The 19,107-nt window shown below is 66.8% G+C and carries 13 protein-coding genes; 12 read left to right on the top strand and 1 reads right to left on the bottom strand.

What is annotated here, in order from left to right; translation table 11 throughout:
- The first annotated feature begins 213 nt into the window (after positions 1–213).
- The 10 genes from A6A40_RS23950 to A6A40_RS23905 all read left to right on the top strand — a co-directional run bounded on the left by A6A40_RS23950 (position 214) and on the right by A6A40_RS23905 (position 14,973).
- On the top strand, positions 214–819 hold the full coding sequence (locus A6A40_RS23950; protein ID WP_108548386.1) for a TetR/AcrR family transcriptional regulator: 606 nt from the start codon (positions 214–216) through the stop codon (positions 817–819).
- A gap of 14 nt (positions 820–833) precedes the next feature.
- Entirely contained in the window at positions 834–1,127 is a 294-nt protein-coding gene (locus A6A40_RS23945) for a YciI family protein (protein WP_108548385.1), read from the top strand.
- Positions 1,124–1,744, top strand: a complete 621-nt coding sequence (locus A6A40_RS23940; RefSeq protein WP_108548384.1) for a DNA-3-methyladenine glycosylase I — start codon at positions 1,124–1,126, stop codon at positions 1,742–1,744. Before A6A40_RS23945 ends, A6A40_RS23940 begins: the two co-directional genes overlap by 4 nt.
- A 171-nt stretch (positions 1,745–1,915) precedes the next feature.
- The gene (locus A6A40_RS23935) at positions 1,916–2,971 is read left to right on the top strand and encodes a M23 family metallopeptidase (protein WP_108548383.1); all 1,056 of its coding nucleotides are present in this window, start codon (positions 1,916–1,918) and stop codon (positions 2,969–2,971) included.
- Positions 2,972–3,161: 190 nt separating this feature from the next.
- On the top strand, positions 3,162–5,834 hold the full coding sequence (locus A6A40_RS23930; protein ID WP_108548382.1) for a right-handed parallel beta-helix repeat-containing protein: 2,673 nt from the start codon (positions 3,162–3,164) through the stop codon (positions 5,832–5,834).
- A gap of 768 nt (positions 5,835–6,602) precedes the next feature.
- Positions 6,603–7,937 (top strand): glycosyltransferase family 87 protein, encoded by a 1,335-nt coding sequence (locus tag A6A40_RS23925; protein WP_158279364.1) that lies wholly within the window; start codon positions 6,603–6,605, stop codon positions 7,935–7,937.
- A gap of 152 nt (positions 7,938–8,089) precedes the next feature.
- Positions 8,090–9,937: a hypothetical protein gene (locus A6A40_RS23920; RefSeq protein ID WP_146191637.1), complete on the top strand. Its 1,848-nt coding sequence runs from the start codon at positions 8,090–8,092 to the stop codon at positions 9,935–9,937.
- 232 nt (positions 9,938–10,169) lie between these two features.
- Entirely contained in the window at positions 10,170–12,119 is a 1,950-nt protein-coding gene (locus tag A6A40_RS23915) for a hypothetical protein (protein WP_146191636.1), read from the top strand.
- Between the two features lie 245 nt (positions 12,120–12,364).
- On the top strand, positions 12,365–13,453 hold the full coding sequence (locus A6A40_RS23910) for a lysylphosphatidylglycerol synthase transmembrane domain-containing protein (RefSeq protein ID WP_236784009.1): 1,089 nt from the start codon (positions 12,365–12,367) through the stop codon (positions 13,451–13,453).
- The gene (locus A6A40_RS23905) at positions 13,450–14,973 is read left to right on the top strand and encodes a glycosyltransferase (RefSeq protein ID WP_108548378.1); all 1,524 of its coding nucleotides are present in this window, start codon (positions 13,450–13,452) and stop codon (positions 14,971–14,973) included. Before A6A40_RS23910 ends, A6A40_RS23905 begins: the two co-directional genes overlap by 4 nt.
- A gap of 148 nt (positions 14,974–15,121) precedes the next feature.
- Here the strand turns inward: A6A40_RS23905 and A6A40_RS23900 are convergent, their stop codons facing one another.
- Complete coding sequence (locus tag A6A40_RS23900) at positions 15,122–16,162, bottom strand: LacI family DNA-binding transcriptional regulator (protein ID WP_108548377.1); 1,041 nt, start codon at positions 16,160–16,162, stop codon at positions 15,122–15,124.
- A 181-nt stretch (positions 16,163–16,343) separates the two neighbouring features.
- On the opposite strand from A6A40_RS23900, the gene A6A40_RS23895 reads away from it, so the two are divergent.
- Positions 16,344–17,276, top strand: coding sequence for a dihydrodipicolinate synthase family protein (locus A6A40_RS23895; protein ID WP_108548487.1), 933 nt, complete (start codon positions 16,344–16,346; stop codon positions 17,274–17,276).
- A gap of 165 nt (positions 17,277–17,441) precedes the next feature.
- Positions 17,442–18,845, top strand: coding sequence for an MFS transporter (locus A6A40_RS23890; RefSeq protein ID WP_236784002.1), 1,404 nt, complete (start codon positions 17,442–17,444; stop codon positions 18,843–18,845).
- Positions 18,846–19,107: the final 262 nt, after the last annotated feature.

The raw sequence follows: 19,107 nt of genomic DNA, 5'->3' as shown, positions 1-19,107 counted from the left end.
CGCCGTCGATGAAAGATGCGGAATGGAGTATGGCGGCGGGCGGTGTGGCCTTCGGATGATAAGGACGGGGCGGTTTTGGGGACCGATTGACTTTGTCGGACAAACGTCCTAGAAATTCCCATGTCGGTTGACCCAATAGGTGGCCGGGCCCGAGGGCCAGGCCGCTCATTCGAAGCGGTGGGACAGGCCGCACACTGGCGTGGGGAGAAGACGATGGGCGCAGCAGGCACACGCCAGCGGATCGTGGAGGCTGCCGACCGGCTCTTCTATGAGCAGGGTTTCGAAGCGACGTCCTTTGCCGACATCGCCGCGGCCGTCCGCTTGTCCCGCGGCAACTTCTATTATCACTTCAAGACGAAGGACGAGATTCTGGATGCGGTGATCGCCCTGCGCCTGATCAACACCGCCAGGATGCTGGAGGCCTGGGAGGCCGGGACCGACGATCCGGCGGAGCGCATCCGCAGCTTCATCCACATCCTGGTCATGAACCGGGCGAAGATCATGCAGCACGGCTGTCCGGTCGGCACGCTCTGCAACGAGCTGTCCAAACTCGATCACGTCGCCAAAGAGGACGCTGCCAAGCTCTTCGCCCTGTTCCGCGGCTGGCTGGCCCGCCAGTTCGCGGCACTTGGACGCGACGCCGACGCCGATGCGCTTGCGATGCATATCCTGATGCGGAGCCAGGGCGTCGCGACCCTTGCGACGGCCTTCCGCGACGATGCCTTCATCCAGCGCGAGGTCGAGGACATGTGCGCCTGGGCGGAGGCGCAGCGTTCCGGGGCGGGCCGGCGCGCCCCCCTTTCCTCCCCTCCCCCCTGACGGAGCCGTTCCGCATGTTCGTCGTCATGCTCAGATTTTCCGCAAACAGGGCGCAGGCCGCCGGACATATGGACGGGCACAACGCCTGGATCCGGCGCGGCTTCGAAGACGGCGTCTTCCTGCTGGCCGGCAGCCTTCCCGCCGGTGCCGGCGGTGCCGTTCTCGCGCATGGCCTTTCGCGCGGCGATCTCGACGCGCGTCTGCGGGAGGATCCCTTCGTGGCGGAGCAGGTCGTCGAGGCGGACATCCTGGAAATCGCGCCCGGCCGTGTCGACGACCGCCTGGCCTTCCTGCGGGGCGGCCGATGAGCACGACGGTTCCCGGGCCGGATGGCAGGCCGCGGTGCCGCTGGTGCGCGGCGGCGCCCGAATTCTTCGCCTATCACGACTCCGAATGGGGATTTCCCGTCGGCGACGACCGCCGCCTGTTCGAGAAGCTGTGTCTGGAGGGCTTCCAGTCCGGTTTGAGCTGGCGCACCATCCTCGCCAAGCGGGAGAATTTCCGCGCTGCGTTCGAGGGGTTCGATTTCGAACGGATCGCCGCCTTCACCCAGGCCGATGTCGAACGCCTGATGACGAACGTGGGCATCGTCCGTCACCGCGGCAAGATCGAGGCGGTCGTCAACAATGCCCGGCGCTTGCGGGAACTGGTGGAACGGGAAGGATCGCTGGCCGCCTATGTCTGGAGCTTCGAGCCGTCGTCTGACGAGTGCGCACCGCCGCAGACCGCCTCCAGTTCCCGGGCGTCGGTCGCCCTGTCGAAGGACCTGAAGAAGCGGGGCTGGTCCTTCGTCGGTCCGACGACCGTCTATTCCTTCATGCAGGCGATGGGGCTCATCAACGATCATGTTGAAGAGTGTGCGGTGCATGGCGCGGTGGAACGGGCGAGGGCCGAATTTCAGCGTCCGCGCCGCGTCGCGGCCTGACACCCCGGCGCCGGACTGCTGGAGCGGGAAGATCGCCGGCTCCCGGATCCGTTCCCTTATGCGTTGTCGCATAAACGGGGCATGCGGCATGACTCTGGTCTCCCCCGTCCGGCGCCCCACCTGTTGGGTGAAGGTCGGGCAAGAGGGAGCAGTGCCGTGCGAGGAGTCTGGATGAGGGTGCCGGTCCAATACTGCTGGGGGGTCGCCGCCCTGCTGTTCCTGCCGTCCGCGGCATCCGCCCAGCCGCCTGCCGGCCGTTTCCCAGCCGGGGCGCCGGCGCTGGAACTGCCGGTCCGCTGCCGGATCGGCGCGGACTGCTTCGTCCAGAATTATGTCGACACCGATCCGGGGCCGGGGATGCAGGACTTCGCCTGCGGGCGCCTGACCTATGACGGACACAAGGGGACGGATTTCCGCCTGCCCGACCTGGAGGCGATGCGGCGCGGCGTGGCGGTGGTGGCGGCGGCTCCCGGCACGGTCGCCCGCGTGCGTGACGGCATGGAGGATGTCAGCATCCGGCAGGCCGGCGGCTCTCCCGCCGGGCGGGAGGCCGGCAATGCGGTGGTGGTCGACCATGGCGACGGCTGGGAAACCCAGTACAGCCATCTGAAGCGCGGCAGCATCGCGGTCAGGCCGGGCGACCGGGTGGAGGCGGGTACGCCGTTGGGCCAGATCGGCCTGTCCGGCAACACCGAGTTCCCCCATGTCGATTTCGGCATCCGCCATGACGGCCGTACGCTCGATCCCTATACGGGCAGGGAGGCCGGCGGCGGCGGGGCGGCGTCCTGCACCGTCCCGGCCGGCGGAGAAGCCCTCCCCCCGGACACGCTGTGGAGCGCCGAGGCGCGCCGGACGCTCGCCTACCGGCCGAGCGCCCTGCTCGGCGCCGGTCTGGCGCCCGAGGCGCCGAAGGCTGAGGTGGCGCGGGACGGCGGTTATGGCGGCAAGCCACTGCCGGCCGGCACGCCGACGCTGGGCGTGTGGGCGGAGCTGATGGGCGGGCGGCTGGGCGACCGGGTGACGCTGGAGGTGAGCGGTCCCGACGGCCGCCGCCTGCTCCGCAGCGAAGGGGCGGTGCCGCGCCCGCTGGCCGTGCTGTTCTTCGGTACCGAGGTGAAGAAGCCCGCCTCCGGCCCCTGGGCGCCCGGTCCCTACCGGGTGACGGTGACGCTCCGCCATGGCGACGAGACGGTGCTGCGGGAAGAACGGCGGGTGGAGCTGCGCTGAACAGGGTTGAGCCGGAGGCGGTCAAGACAACGGCAAGGCTGTGGCAAGTGACAACTGCCTGCCTTGGTGTCGTTGTCACGAAATGAACACGGGATTTCCGTACGAAAGGATAGCTCCGAAAGGGTGAGACTACCTCCTTATTAAGTATTTGCGCCGTGAGATTGCCCTGTATCGGCAAGGCAATCCGGCAATGACAGACACGCAGCAGGCTTTCTACGTCGCGACCAACGGCAACGATTCCTGGTCGGGGCGTTTGGCGGCCCCCAATGCCGACGGGACCGACGGCCCCTTCGCCACGCTGGAACGCGCGCAGGGCGCGATGCGGGCGACCGGCATCCGCGACACCTATGTGCGCGGCGGCACCTATGCGATGGCGCGCACGGTGACGCTGACCGGGGCCGACAACGGCGTCCGCATCATGGCCTATCCTGGCGAGACGCCGGTCTTCAGCGGCGGCGAGCGGGTCGGCGGCTTCACCGCCATCGGTGGCGGGCTCTATGCCGCGGCGACCTCCGCGACGGGGCTGGACCTCTCGATCGGCGGGGTGCGGCAGACGGTGGCGCGGACCGGCGACTGGAACGCCGGCGATCCCCGCTCCGGCTGGTCGGTGCTGGAGGCGGCCTCCGGCGGCGCCAGCCGGACCAGCCTGCGCGTCGGCGCCGGCGACGGGGCGATGGCGGCGGTGCTGGCCGCCGGGGTGCAGCCCGGCACGCTGATCCAGACCTTCGACACCGAGCGGCTGTCCGACAATATCGTCGGCGTCGCCTCCACCGATGCCGGCAGCCGGACCGTCACCTTCACGCAAGGGGTGAAATACGCCCTGCGCAGCGGCGGCACCTATCGTCTGCTGAACGACGACGCCTTCATCCGCGACGCCGGCGAGTTCGCCTGGCAGGCCGAGACCGGCCGGCTGGTGGTGAAGCCGCAGGACCCCGGCGCGCTGCTGTCCCAAGGCGCGGTGGTGGCGCGGCTGGGCACGCTCCTGTCGCTGAACGGGGCAAGCGGCGTCACCCTGCAGGGGCTGACCTTCGCCGATACGACCTGGGACGGCTCGGCGCTGACGCTGACCAATGCGTCCGCCAACAGCATCGCCGGCAACCGCTTCGTCAATGCCGGCACCGCGATGACGCTGACCGGATCGTCCGGCAACGTGATCGAGGCCAACCGGATGGAGCATCTGGGGGCGGGCGGCATCAAGCTCGCCTATGGCAGCAACGGCAACCGCGTCAGCGCCAACAGCATCGCCGGCATCGGCGAGGTGCTGAAGGACGTCGCCGGCATCCAGCTCTACGGCACCAGCGGCACGCTGATCTCTGGCAACGACATCCGCAACAGCACGCGCTACGGCATCTCGATCAAGAACTGGGACGGCGCCACCGTCAACACCGACACGGTGGTGGAATACAACCGCCTCTACGACACGATGACCGAGACCGCCGACGGCGGCGCCATCGAGATGCTGGGGCGGTCCAACCTCGACACCCGCACGATCATCCGCGGCAACGACATCCGCACTGTCGGCGGGCTGGCGACCGACGGGTCGGGCTGGCTCGACCGCCACAAGAGTTTCGGCATCTATCTGGACGACATGGCCAACGGCGTCACCGTCCAGGACAACTTCATCCAGAACACCGGCTGGGCCAGCGTCTTCATCCATGGCGGCGATGCCAACAGCGTCGTCAACAACTTCGCCGTCCTGTCCAACCCGCGTGAACGCTTCATCCGGCTGGAATGGGTGCCGAGCGCCGGCGCCGTCGGCCTGCTGACCAACAACAGCGTCACCGGCAACGTCATCTCCTCCTCCACCGGCGCGGATTACTGGGAGTTCTGGACCCCCGGCTCCTACAGCGTCACCGGCAACCTGCTGCAGGGCGTGCGCGGGCTGAACGGTGGCGACAGGCTGTCGTCCGGCCTGTTCGTCGACCCGTCGGCCGGCGATTTCCGGCTCGGGAGCGGTGCCGCGGCGGAGCTCGGCATCCATGAGCTGGACTGGGCGCGGATGGGCAGCGCGCCGCTGACGGTGCCGGGGATCCCCGCGCCCGGTGCGGGGATCCCGTCGGGACCGGCCTTCTCGCCGCTGGCCTACATCGCCTCCTATGCCGACCTGTCGGCCGCCTTCGGCACCGACGCCGCGGCCGGCGCCGCCCATTACATCGCCAACGGCCGGAGCGAGGGCCGGACGGTCAGCTTCGACCCTCTGGCCTACATCGCCTCCTACGGCGACCTCGCCGCCGCCTTCGGGACCGACGGCAGTGCCGGTGCCGCCCATTACATCGCCAACGGCCGGAGCGAGGGCCGGACGGTCGGCTTCGACCCTCTGGCCTACATCGCCTCCTACGGCGACCTTGCCGATGCTTTCGGGACCGACGGCAGTGCCGGCGCCGCCCATTACATCGCCAGCGGCCGGCGCGAGGGTCGGACCGTCAGCTTCGACCCGCTGGCCTACATCGCCTCCTACGGCGACCTCGCCGATGCCTTCGGCACCGACCGCAGGAGTGCCGGAATCCATTACATCGCCAACGGTCGGAGCGAGGGCCGGACCGTCAGCTTCACCCCGCTCGCCTATCTGGCGGCCAACGGCGACGTGGCCGCCGCCGTCGGCACCGACGCCACCCGGGCCGAACTGCATTATCTGACCCATGGCCGGAAGGAAGGGCGGACGACCGGCTTCAACGCCTCCTCCTATCTGGCGGCCAACGCCGATGTGGCCGCGGCCACCGGGGGCGACCTGACGGCGGCGATGCGGCATTACGTCCTATATGGCCGGCAGGAAGGCCGAGCCTTGAGTCCCGTACCGTCCACCGTCCGCGCGGCGGGGCCGGCTCCCGCCGACGGCATGCTGGCGGCCGCCGGAGTGAGCTGATCCACCTCCCTTTTCCCGGCTTGTCCTGGTGGCAAGCCGGCTCGCTACCCACGCGGCTGTCGAGTTGCTCAACGACCTGCGTGCCCATCTCACCATCATCACGCGCTTGCGCCTGGATGCACGCTTGTTCGAACCGGCCCCGCTACGATTTCCAGGAACGATCGGGCGTCCTCGGGTATCGGGTGCCCGGTTGCCGTCCTTGGCGCAACTCCTGGAGGATGCCGGAACCTCCTGGCATTGCGTTCGGGTGAACGGCTGGTATGGCGGCTTCGAGCCGCAGGGCTTTCTCTGCACCGACCTCCACGTCGATCCACTCGATGTGCTGCGCTGGTTCGTTCGGCGCTGGGCCGTCGAAGTGACCTTCGCCGAGGCGCGCCGTCCCCTGGGGGGTGAGACCCAACGGCAATGGTCGGACCCGGCAATCGCACCCCGTGCCGCGCTGTGGTATCGAAAAGTTGAACCAACCTTCAGCGATGCTCTCGCGGCCGTACGCGTCCAACTCTGGCGCGATATGACTGTCTCATCATCAGGCCGTCTGCTTCCCTGCGTAATGCGCAAAGTCCAGCTAAGTTCCGGGCGCTCCGCCGTCGATGCGTCGGCTGCCACCGACTGTACCGTGTATGTTCTACAGGAGAGGGAGCGGATGTCGGGTAAAGCAATACTCCGCGGATGGTTCTATTGTTCCAGGGGAAAAGGCTTCAAGTCCTGTCGAGAGGTGCTATAGAGTGGCCGTTGGGCTCGAAAGACGCTTTGGAAGGATGTGCGTCCATGATGTCGATAGCGCGGTTGTTCGAGCTTGATGGCCGCAGCGTCCGTTTCCTACGGGTCTATGTCTTCTGTGCGGTGGCTCTGTGTATCCTCGCGGGGGTGGTGGTCAGCGCCGGCGATGTTTGGACGTTCGGCGGGATCGATTTCCGGGCCCGCTTGGTAGGTGCGCGTCTGCTGTGGTCCGGCATCGACCCCTACAGCTATGTCTGGATGCCGGACGATCCGTTGCGCTTCGGCGATCCCATCGCCCGTTATCCAGGACCGAGCCGGGCCACCTATCCACCTCCTCTGCTTGCCTTTTATGGTCTGTTCGACTGGCTGCCCTATACGGTACAGCGCGGTGTCTGGGCAATGTTGGAATGGGCGGCCTTCTTGACGACGGCGGCCCTGTCTCTCCGCTTGATCCCCACCCGCAGCGTACGCTTTCTCTTCGTTGCCGCGGTCATCGCCTTCATGGCGTCCAGCCATTACTGGCGCCTGCATGTCGAGCGTGGGCAATATTATGTGTTCATCGCGCTGCTGCTGGCCATCGAGCTTGTCCTGCTGGACATGTCGACCGGATGGCGCAGTCGCTTGCGTGGCGTGGCGCTCGGCATCGCCTGCGCATTGCGGCCGACGGTCGGACTCGTGGTGCTCCTGTTGTGGTTGGGACGTGACCGGACAGTGGCTGTCCGTGCCCTGGCAACGGCGGCGGTCCTGGCCGTGCTCGCCACCTTGCCCGTCGGCGGCAGCATGTGGCTCAGCTACAAGGCCAATGTCGATGCCATTTCGGAGTGGGTCGACCATTATGCGGAGACGGATTACGCCGATCGCACTTTCGGCCCGGTGACGCACACTGCCCCCACAGTGATCGAAGGGTACGACCTGACGCGTTCATTGGAGGCGCGTTCGCGCAATGCCACCGTGCAGGGGCTGATGAATGGCGGTGGCAAACCGTTGGCGACTGCTTTGCTTCTCGTTTGGGTGTGCATGTCGGCGGCGATGCTGGTCTGGCTCGGCCGCTGCCGGGCGTCCCGGCGGACGGTGGCTTTCGTCAGCCTGGTTTGCATGGTTGTCAGTGATCTTTTCATGCCGATCCGCTTCGGTTACGCCGATGTGCTGTTCCTGCCGCTGGCCGCGCTCGGCATGACCTTGTGGCCGGGATTGCCACGTCCAGTGCGGGTTGTCGCTGGCTTGATGGCGGCGATTGCCTGTGTGCTGTCGCTTCCCTGGCTCGACAGCGGCACCATCACGGTGGCACGAGACGTCTGCATGTTCGCCGCATGCGGCATTCTTGCGCTATGGTGCGTGGCCGCAGCCCGCCCCCATCCAAGCGCCCTGGCCGCTTCGGCCTGATCGGGGATGATCCGTGGCATGCCTGTTGTCTTGGTGGCGACCCCATGTCCGTCTCATGCTCGTTCATGCGCGCGGTCGGGCGATTTCCATTCTCGCCCTTGTCACGCTTTCGGCAATAGCTGGCAGGCCTCTATCCTTTCTTGAAATATCCTATGCAATTTCCCTCAAAACAGGCTGATGTCGTGGAAAACGTGCACCAAAATAAAATCGCATCGATTTCAATGAATCGAGATAAAAACTTAAGAAAAATCCTTTTGTCTATATTTTTATTATTCGCATTTTTATTGATGTCTGTCGCTATCGCGGCACGATTTTGGTTGTCGGTGGACTCTACGTATCTTGTGATCGGCGGTTTGCTTCCCTGGTCAGATTCCCATGGCCATGCCTTCAGCGGTCTTCATCTGCTGCAGGAAGGCGCGCTGGATGTCTTCGGAACCCGCCGATCACTGTCTTCGGCATTCAGCGCGACCCGCCTGCTGCTGGGGGGCCTGTCCCTGCAGGGTGCTCTGCTGGTGCAGGCGCTTCTGTTCGGGATCGCAGTCTTTCTGGCGGCGCGGGCCGTTCTGCGAACCCACGGCTGGCTGGCTGCGGCGATCCTGTCCGCCCTGTGTCTGTTCGCAGCCCAGGAAACCCTGCCGACCAGCCTGTCGGAAACCTCGGGTGTCATCTTCGGCGCGGTCGCCCTGGCCATTCTCTGGCAGGCGTTGGGTGCCGGCAGCGTCCGGCTCTATGCCTTGGGAGTGCTGGTCCTGGCGGTCGGACTGAACATCAGACCCGGCGATCTTGCCATTTTACCCCTGTGCGTTGTTGCTGCCGCCTATTTCTTTCCCGGCCGCGGCACCCGGTGGCAGGCCGTGGGGCTTGCGGCCTTGGCCGTTCTCGCCGCCAGCGGAGCGGCGATGGCCTGGGGGCTGGCCTTCGGCAATCCGGCGGGCGCTCCGCAAGCCAATTTCGCCTATACCCTCTATGGCCTGTCGGTGGGGCAGGATTGGGGCGCGGGGTTCCGCGACCATCCGGATCTGCTGCAACGCCTTGCCGTCGAACAGGAGCGCGTCGTCAGCGGCTTCCTGTTCGACCGGGCGGTCGCCAACATCCTGGCCGATCCGCGACCGCTCATCGGGCAGTGTCTGGCGAATCTGGGCCATTATCTCGTTTCGACGCCGCTGATCGGCTATCATGGCGGCATGGGCGGCACCAGTTTCCTGACCGCCGCCTTGAGTGTTGCCGTCCTTCTGTCGATACGGCGTTCGGCGTTCGACACGCTCGTCGCCCTGGCCATCGTTTCCACCTTTCTGTCGGCGGGCCTCGTCTATGGCGATGGCGGCTGGAAGTCTGCATCGACCCTTTTTCCCTTCTGGGCGGCGGCAATCGCCTTGACGGCCTCTGGGATCGTGACGGGGCTGCGGGGCTGGCTGGCCCGGCGCTCAGGTCGCTCCTTCCCCATTCCCTCGGCCCCCATCTCCTTGGACGGGAGGTCGGCCGGCGGCGTGGCCGCGGCGCCCCTGTTCGGCTGCGTGCTTGTCCTGTTCGCCGTCTTCGTGCCGGCGGTGGCGGCCGTGACCGGCCTTGCCCGCCAGCCGGTTCCGGGAAAAGCCGGAATGGCGGCCGTGCCGGACTGTCCGGAGGGACAGGACGGCATTGTCCTGCGTCCCGGATTTCCAACCGCCACGCTTCGTCTGCATCCATCGGGGCCGTCCAGTCCGCACCTCGTCCCGGATATCGGGATCGACGACTTCCGCAGGGGGCTGGAGCATTCGCAGAGCGAGGTCGTGCCCTATCTGAAGGATGTTCCGGCGGGTTTTTCCGTCTCGTATGTCTATGATCTGCGCCAGGACCGTCCCGAGTTGTCGCGCTGGGCCTTGCGCGCCGTCTATCTGGTGGCGCCAACCGGGCTGGTGCCTGCCTCCGGGGGGCTGATCGCGGTGTGCGGCACGCCCGTTTCCGTATCGCTGTTCGGTCCCCGTCTGTTGCGGGCGACGTCGGCGCGGCCGCTGCCTTGATCTGGAGTCCGGCTCGATGATGTCAAAACCGATCGGTACGGCTGCCGACCGCCTGCTGGTCCTGCTGCTGGGACTGGCGGCGACGCTGCCCTTCGTCAATTACCACGCCCGTCTGGTCCTGGAACCCGATTTCCCGCTCGACGCCATCGGCCTCTATGTCCGGACGATCAGGGACTGGTCGTGGGGCCGCCTGCCCGCCCCGTCCGCAGCGGTGTATTTCGACGGCCACAGCATGATCTATGCCGTCGCCACCTATGCTTATGAGATGGTGGCGGGTCTGTTCGGCCGCACCCCGTCCTTCGTGCACAGCGCGGTCGTGTCCGTGGGGCTGGTGAACGCGGCGGCGCATATCCTGGCGACCCTGGTCTTCTTCTCGACGGCGAAACTGCTGACCGGGGAGCGTCTCGTCGCCCTGTGCGTGACGGTTCTGTTCGCCATCTCGCCTCAGTTCCTGACCATCGGCTTGGAGCGGGTCGACCGTCTGATGATCTTTCCGCTCGTCGTTCTGATGCATGCCAGCGTCGTCATCCTGCGCGGCGGTGGCGGAGTCAGGCTGGGGGCGGCGGTTGGTGCGGCGATGGCGCTGTTGGCGGCGACGAAGATATCCGGCTTCCTGTTCGCCGTTCTTCCCGTTTCCGCACTGTCGATCGCATTTGCCGGCCGGGGCGCGTGGCAGGCCGGTGTCTGGCGGGGGATCGCCCGGCGGCTCGGCTCCACCCTCGCCGTCGCGGTCGCCGTCGGCGGGCCGCTGCTCGCCATCCTGATGCTGCGCCAGATCCTGTACTACGACGGCTTCATCGAGCGTCTGAAAGCCGGCTATGGCATGCAGATGCTGTGGACGGCGGTTCTGCCGTCCACGCCTCGCTTCTATTACAACATCGATCTTTTTGCCGGCTACGGACAGGTCTTTCTCCTTCTCTCCCTCGCCGCCTTCATCGCCGTCGTGATTCACGGTCTGCGGAACCGCGACCTCTGCTGCCTGTGGCTGTCCTTCAATTTCATCCTCTTCTCCGCTCTTGGCTTTGCCGCCTTCAAATATGACCGTGGGGGCTATCATCTGGTCCCCTTGTATCTCTATGCCCTGGCCATCGCCGGGGGGCTTGCCCGGCGGGGCGCGCATCGCATGCCCGTCCGGGGCCGGATTCCGGGCCGGCTCGCGGCGGCCTTGCCGGTTCTCTGCCTTCTGGTTCCAGTTGCCGTGGTCGCCCGGAACTATACGGACGTCGCGGCGGTGGCCTGGGGACGGCCGGAGGCGATCGAGCGAACCCGCTTCGAGCCGCGGGACTGGATTGTCCGGCATTTCGCGGCGGGGTCGCGCATCTGCATGCTGGGCGGATCGGAGTGGGCCGGCCCGGCGCTCAAGGATACGGAGATGCGGATCGTCACCACACCTTTCGACTTCCCCTATCTGGATGTTCCCGCCATGGGAAATTTCGTCACGCCACGGCCCTATCAGATCCGGTCGGCATGCGACGCGATGGTGTTCAACGACTTCCACAAGGGATTGTATCCGGGTTTCCTGCGCCTGCAGGGGCACGACGCTCGCGCGGCGGAGTGGGAGACGCTGTTTCGCTCCATGTCCGACGCCTATCCGCCGGTTGTCTTCGCGTCCGATCACCCGGCCTATTACGTCTCGAAGATCGAAATCCACGATCTGCGCGGCCCACCATCCGCTGGAGCAGCCCAGCCGGAGTGGGAGATGACCGATCCGAAGCTTTCCCCCGGTGCAGCGGTGCGGATCGGAGAGACCGGCTTGACCATCGGCGATGCCGACTTTCCCCTGCGCCGCGGCCGGTTCGCCGGTTCGGTCGACGTCGCCGGACTTCACATTCACAACGCCGCATCCGAGGTCGATGGCAAAGGAGCGGCGATCTCCGTGCAGGGGTGGGCTGTCGACCTGGAGCGGCGGGAGATGGCATTATGGCTTCTTCTCGTTCGCGGATCCCATCTCCAGGCGGTCAGCCGTGTGGAATTGGTCCGCAGGCCCGATGTTGCCGCCCATTTCACTCAACCCGATCTTCAGCTCGCCGGTTTCAGGGGATGTTTGCCCCTGGCCGGCGATTGGGGTGGCGGCGATGAGCCCATCCTCCTCTTCGTCCTGCAGCATGACGGGACTGCGGCGGAAATGCCGCTCCCGCCCCTGCGGAAATCCGGCGCGGACGATCCCGGAGTCTGTCACTGATGTGAGAGCGAGGAAAGCTGCCGAAAGCCGGGCCGTGTCGTGTCCGAGTATCCGTTCCGCGGTCGCTTGACCTGTCCACAAGCTATAGTGCCGATCGGACGCGCCTGCTTCTAACGGCTGTGGCGATCCTTGCACCTCTTCCGGAACGAAGGATGACAAGCCAGGAGAGAGCCGGTAAAAGAACAGCCTCCGATCTGTGATGAGGCCGTAGCCAAGGCGGTCCGGTGCAGGCTTTTCGCGTGGGGATGATGTCACAGTTTCCTCTTGCCCCTTCCCTTGCCGGGCCGGTCGGGGCACCCTCAGGCAAGCCGGTCGGACGGCGGTGGCCGCTGCTGGTCAAGCTGGCGGTGACGGTCGTGGTGCTGGGCGCGCTCGCCGCCGGAGCCGACTGGCCGGGCATCCTCGCGCGCCTGTCGGCCGCCGACCCCCTGCTGTTCGCCGCCGGCTTCGCCGTGAAGGCGCTGACCCTGCCCTTCGCTTCGCAGCGGTGGCGGGCGGTCGGCCGGGCCGCCGGTTTCCGGCTGACCCGCTGGACTGCCTTCCGCCTGCAGATGGCCAGCGGCTTCCTGGGGCAGGTCCTGCCGGGATCGGTCGGGGCCGACCTGCTGCGCGGCTGGTTCACCTGGAGGCTCGGCCATCCGGCCGGTCCGGTGATGCTGGCCCTGCTGGTCGACCGGCTGATGGCGCTCCTGGGCGTGGTGCTGATCGGGCTGGCCGGGCTGCCGCATCTGGCCGCGGTGGCGCCGCCCGCCGTCGCCGGCACCGTGCTGGCGGGCGCGCTGGTCCTGGCCGTGGCCATGGGGCTGCTGCTGCTGGCCGGCCGCATCCCGCGCGACCGGCTGCCGATCCCGAAGCGGCTGCGCGACGGAGCGCCGGTGCGGACCGCCTGGGGGGCGGTGGCGCAGCTGCGCGCCATGGCCGGCACCCCCGCCGCCTGGGCGGCGCTGGGCCACAGCGTCGCCGTCCATCTCGCCACCATCGCCGCCACCATCCTGTTCGCCCGCTCGGTCGGCCTGCCGCTCGGCTGGCTGGACGGGCTGGCGATCGTGCCGGCCGCCATCGTCGCCGCAGCCCTGCCCGTCTCGCTCGGCGGCTGGGGTGTGCGCGAGGGGGCGATGGTCGCCGGCTTCGCGCTGCTCGGCTTCGATGCCGACGCGGCGCTTCTGGTCTCGCTGCTGATCGGGCTGTCGATCGCCGTCCTGTCGCTGCCCGGCGGCCTGTTCTGGCTGCTGCTGCGCAACGAGACCTCCTCCCTGCCCGATCCTGTCGCCCCCGATCCTGTCCAGCCGGGCATCGCTGCGCCCGCTGCCCTTTCCACGGATTCCTCCCGATGACCGACCAGCCCTTGCCGACGCTCGACCGGACCGCCTCCCTGGAAGCCTCCTCTCCGGAAACCGATGCCGTGCCGCGCGCCCTCTCCCCCCGGCAGGAGCGCATCCGTGGGCTGTTCGACGCCATCGCCCCCTTGCGCGACCGCTGGGCCGAGCGCAACCGCGCTTTCCACGAGGCCGACCGCGCCTATCTGCGCTTCCTGATCCCGGAAGGGGCGACGGTGCTGGAGATCGGCTGCGGCGTCGGCGACACGCTGGCGGATCTCAAGCCGTCGCGCGGCGTCGGCATCGACCTCAGCCCGGCGACCATTGCGGTGGCGAAGGCGCGGCACCCGCAGCTGGAGCTGATCGCCGCCGACGCCGAGAATCCGGCGACCATCGACGCCGTGGAGGGGCCGTTCAGCCACATCCTGCTGTCGGGCACCATCGGCTTCCTCGACGACATCGAGGAGACGCTGCGCCTGCTGCGCCGGGTCGCCACCCCGAAGACCCGCATCGTCGTCAGCTATCACTCCCGCGTCTGGGAGCCGATCCTGTGGGCGGCCGAGAGGCTTGGGATGCGCATGCCGCAGGGCCAGCAGAACTGGCTGTCGACCAGCGACATCGTCAACTTGCTGGACCTGGCCGGCTGGGAGCCGGTGCGCCGCGAATGGCGCCAGCTGATCCCGAAGCGGCTGTTCGGGCTGGGCACGCTGGTCAACCGCTATGTGGCGCCCCTGCCGGGCATCCGCCGGCTGTGCGTGCGCAACTATGTTGTCGCCCGGCCGCAGCCCACCGTGGAGGAGGTCACCGTCGACGGCAAGCCGGCCTCGGTCACCATCCTGATCCCCTGCCGCAACGAGCGCGGCAACATCGAGAACGCCATCCGCCGCCTGCCCCGCTTCGCTCCCGACATCGAGGTGATCTATGTCGAGGGCAACAGCCAGGACAACACCTACGAGGAATGCCTGCGCGTCCGCGATGCCTATCCCGACTGGGACATCAAGGTCATGAAGCAGCCCGGCAAGGGCAAGGGCGACGCGGTGCGCGCCGGCTTCGCCGTGGCGCGTGGCGACATCCTGATCATCCTCGACGCCGACCTGACGGTTCCGCCGGAGACGATGGGGAAATTCTATCAGGCCATGGTGTCGGGACGCGGCGAGTTCGTGAACGGCACCCGGCTGGTCTACCCGATGGCGCCGGAGGCGATGCGCTTCCTGAACTTCCTGGCCAACCGGGCCTTCGCGCGCATCTTCTCCTTCCTGCTGAACCAGCGCTTCACCGACACGCTGTGCGGCACCAAGGTGCTGTGGCGCAAGGATTACGAGACCATCGTCGCCAACAGGCATTACTTCGGCGACTTCGATCCCTTCGGCGATTTCGACCTGATCTTCGGCGCCGCCAAGCAGAACCTGAAGATCGTCGAGGTGCCGGTGCGCTACGCCGACCGCAGCTATGGCGAGACGCAGATCTCCCGCTTCACCCATGGCTGGCTCCTGGCCCGCATGGTGGTGTTCGCCTGGAAGAAGCTGAAGGCTTTTTGAGCCCGGCCTCGGCTGGAGGGGTCACGCTTCAAGCAGAATCGCTTGAAGCGTGACTCACACGGAAACCCCTGATCCTCCTCGGCTGCGGCGACAAGACCATCGCAGGAGGGCGACCGTGCCGTCGCCGTCCCGCTGACTGGTGACAATCCTAACCGATGGCAGGTCGGCAGTGGGCCGATGACGCACGCGGAATGAGCGTCGGAGGCGAGATCCGGATGCGATCATTGGGCGTCGCCGCTCCCCGGCACAGCAAATCCAGGGCTTCCGCCGCGATCCGGTCAAAGGGCACGCGGACCGACGTCAGCGGCACGGACAGCCGGCTGACGATGGGAATGTCGTTGTACCCGACCAGGGAAATATCCTCCGGCACGGACAGCCCGAGCTTTATCAGGGCCGACAGCGCGCCGATGGCGGTATTGTCGTTCATGGCGAAGATCGCGGTCGGTCGTGCCGGTATGCCCATCAGCCGTTCGGCCGCCTCGGCACCGGAATCGATCCCGAAACTCGATTCGACGATCCAGTCAGGATCGATCGCCGCCCCCGCCTCGGTCATCGCCCACCGGTAGCCGGCGAGCCGTCCGCGGCTGCTCGACGCGTAGCCTGGCCCCGCGATGATGCCGATCCGACGATGCCCGAGATCCAGCAGATGACGGGTCGCCAGATAGCCGCCCAGCTTGTCGTCGCCGACCGACGACATGCTGCGGCCATCGCTTCTCAGCGCAAGCACATAGGGAATGCCGCGCTTTTCCAACCGGACCGGGAAATCGTCGCCCTCCCTGGCGGTCGACAGCACCAGACCGTCCACCCCCCGCTGGAGCAGGCTTTCCGCCGCGGCACGGTCGGCCTGCGGTTCGTCGTCGGTCGTCGCCACGATGGCGAAGCGTCCCGAGCGCGCACAGGCATGGGCCAACGCTTCGTAGAGCATCGCCATGACCGTGTCGGTCAGCCGCGGCACGATCACGCCGATGGTGTTGGTGTTGCCGCGGCGCAGGCTGGCCGCCGCCACATCGCGCATATAGCCGAGTTCCGCCGCGACCTGCCGGACCTTGCGGGCGGTCTCGCTCTCGGACCGGGGCAGACGCTCGTCGAGAATCCGTGACACCGTCGACTTCGATACCCCCGCCGCCGCCGCGACGTCATGCAGCGTCACCCGGCCGTGCTTCTCCTGCGGATCGTCTCTGGTGAACACGCCCGGCCCCTCATGAGTTCTCGTCCCGACCCAAGATAAAGGTTGACACCCCAATTGTTCAAGAGATACGTTGGGAACGTTCCCGGTATCGTTACCAGAGATGCAGGTGAACGCTTCCGGTCCGCTCAACGACGGCCCGGTCCCCACACATCCCATAATGTTTTTGGAAGGCATCGGAACCATGGCCATCGATTGGAAGGGACTGAACCCCGCGCCCGTCACGCTGTTCAAAGACAACGGCGACGTCGATTTCGACGGCAACGCCCGCCTGGCGAAGTGGCTGGCCTCGATCCCCGGCGTGAAGAGCCTCGTCATCCTTGGCCATGCCGGCGAGGGCACCTTCCTCACCCATGACGAGCAGATCGAGCTGATCCGCGTCTACAAGGACGCGACCCCGCTGCCGGTCGTCGCCGGCATCACCGGCGAAGGCACCAAGGTCGCCGAACTGGAGGCGAAGGAGAAGTTCGAGGCCGGCGCCAGCGGCGCCCTGGTCTACCCGAACCATGGCTGGCTGCGCTTCGGCTACCAGAAGGGCGCTCCCGTGGACCGCTACAAGGCCGTCGCCCAGTCCGGCCTGGAATGCATCCTGTTCCAGTATCCGGCCGTGACCAAGGCCAACTACGACCTCGACACCCAGCTTCAGATCGCCGCCGTGCCGGGCGTCACCGCCACCAAGAACGGCGTGCGCGACATGAAGCGCTGGTACAATGAAATCCCGGCTCTGAAGAACGCCTTCCCCGACCTCGCCATCATGTCGTGCCATGACGAATGGCTGCTGCCGACGATGTTCGACGTCGACGGCCTGCTGGTCGGCTACGGCAACATGGCGCCGGAACTGCTGATCGAGTATCTCGCCGCCGGCAAGGCGCAGGATTATCCGCTTGCCCGCAAGTACCACGAGCAGCTGCTGCCGATCACCCGCGCGGTCTACCACCGCGGGTCGCACATGGAAGGGTCGGTCGCGCTGAAGCACGCCCTGCGCGCCCGCGGCCTCATCGACAACGTCAATGTCCGCGAGCCGCTGAAGGCGCTGGGCGATGGCGCCGACGAGGAAATCCGCGCCGCGGTGAAGGCGTCCGGCCTGACCGTGATCCAGAACGCCCTCGCCGCCTGAGGGACCGGGGCCGCCTCCGGGCAGCCTCTTTCCGATACCATTGCACAATCGGTGGCGATCCCGGTTTTTCAGGATCGCCACCGTGGAACCAACTCTGGGGGGGCCTCCGGCGGCCGAAAGCTTCCGGCAATAAAAAACAAACAATCAGGCTTCAGAGGAAACGCCATGCTTATGCAGACATCCGAGGATATCGCCACCACTGCGCGCGATGCCGCGGCCGGGCCTTTCGATGGACAGGCCGATATCAGCGCCCGGCTTGAACGGCTTCCGGTCACTCGGCGGGTGTTCTGGACCCGCAACATCATCGGCGCCGCCACCTTCTTCGACGGTTACACGGTCATCGCCATTGCCTATGCCATGCCGGTGCTGGTTCGCGAATGGGGGTTGGGACCCGAACAGACCGGCCTGATCTTGTCGATGGGCTATTTGGGCCAGCTCATCGGCGCCGTCTTCTTCGGCTGGCTCGCCGAGCGGATTGGCCGGCTGAGCGTCCTCCTTTTCACCATCCTGCTGTTCGTCAGCATGGATGTCGCCTGCCTGTTCGCCTGGGGCGCGGCATCGATGATGGTGTTCCGTTTCATCCAGGGCATCGGAACGGGCGGCGAGGTGCCGGTTGCCAGTGCCTATATCAACGAATACATCGGATCGAAGGGGCGCGGCCGCTTCTTCCTGCTCTACGAGGTGATGTTCCTGCTTGGCCTCGTCGGCGCGGGACTCATCGCGCGGGCGCTGGTTCCCGTCTATGGCTGGCAGGCGATGTTCCTCGTCGGGCTTGTTCCTGCCGCCATCCTGATCCCGTTCCGCTTCTTCATGAGGGAATCGCCGCGTTGGCTGGCCTCCAAGGGCCGTTACGAGGAAGCCGACCGGATCGTCAGCCAACTCGAGGCGAGCGCCGTGGCCTCGGGCCACAGCTTGGAACCCCCGAAGCCCGTCGCCACCCGTACGAAGACCAGCTCCAACTGGCGCGAGCTGTTCTCCAGCTTCTACCGGCGCCGGACCTTCACCATCTGGGCGATGTGGTTCTGTTCCTACCTCGTCGCCAACGGCATGATCACCTGGCTGCCGACGCTCTATCGCCAGACCTTCAACCTGCCGCTCGAGACCAGCCTGCTGTACGGGCTGCTGACCTCGGTCGCCGGTGTCGTCGCATCGGTCGCCTGCGCCCTGCTGATCGACAGGGTCGGCCGCAAGCGCTGGTACATGATCGCCTTCTTCGCCGCCCCGCTGCCGCTTCTGGCACTCGCCTTCCTCGGCGCCACATCGCCGCTTGAAGTGCTGATCCTCGCGGGTCTGGCCTATGCGATCCTCCAGACCATCACCTTCTCGCTCTACCTCTATTCGGCGGAGCTTTATCCCACCCGCATGCGGGCGCTCGGCACCGGTCTCGGCAGCGCGTGGCTGCGCCTCGGCTCCTCCACCGGCCCCATCCTGGTCGGCGTGCTGATGGGATCGGTCGGCGTCCAGTATGTCTTCGCGACCTTCGCCGCCGTATCGCTGGTTGGCGCGGTCGTCACCACCCTCTTCGCGATCGAGACCAAGGGCCGGGTTCTGGAAGAGCTGTCTCCCTGAACGGAGACAGCTGAACCGGCAAGCTCCAGGGTGGCGACGGATGTGCACCGGTGCGGGAAACGCACAGGACAAGGCCCAGCCGCCACCCATGGGCACCCTGCCCCTCCACCGGCCTTGGATTTCGTGAGTTTCAAGGCACCTTGCCGAGAGAGGCCGGAGGATCGGATCGCACCGCGTTGGAACTCACGACGTACGTCTCTCGGCCGTGATTCCCGCGAAGGCGGGACACCAGTCCATTTCGAGCGCCCCTGCGCGGGGGCCT

This window comes from Azospirillum humicireducens (assembly GCF_001639105.2).
Lineage (GTDB): Bacteria > Pseudomonadota > Alphaproteobacteria > Azospirillales > Azospirillaceae > Azospirillum > Azospirillum humicireducens.
The sequence above is the reverse complement of the archived record's forward strand: the minus strand, read 5'-3'. Positions and strand labels throughout refer to the sequence as shown.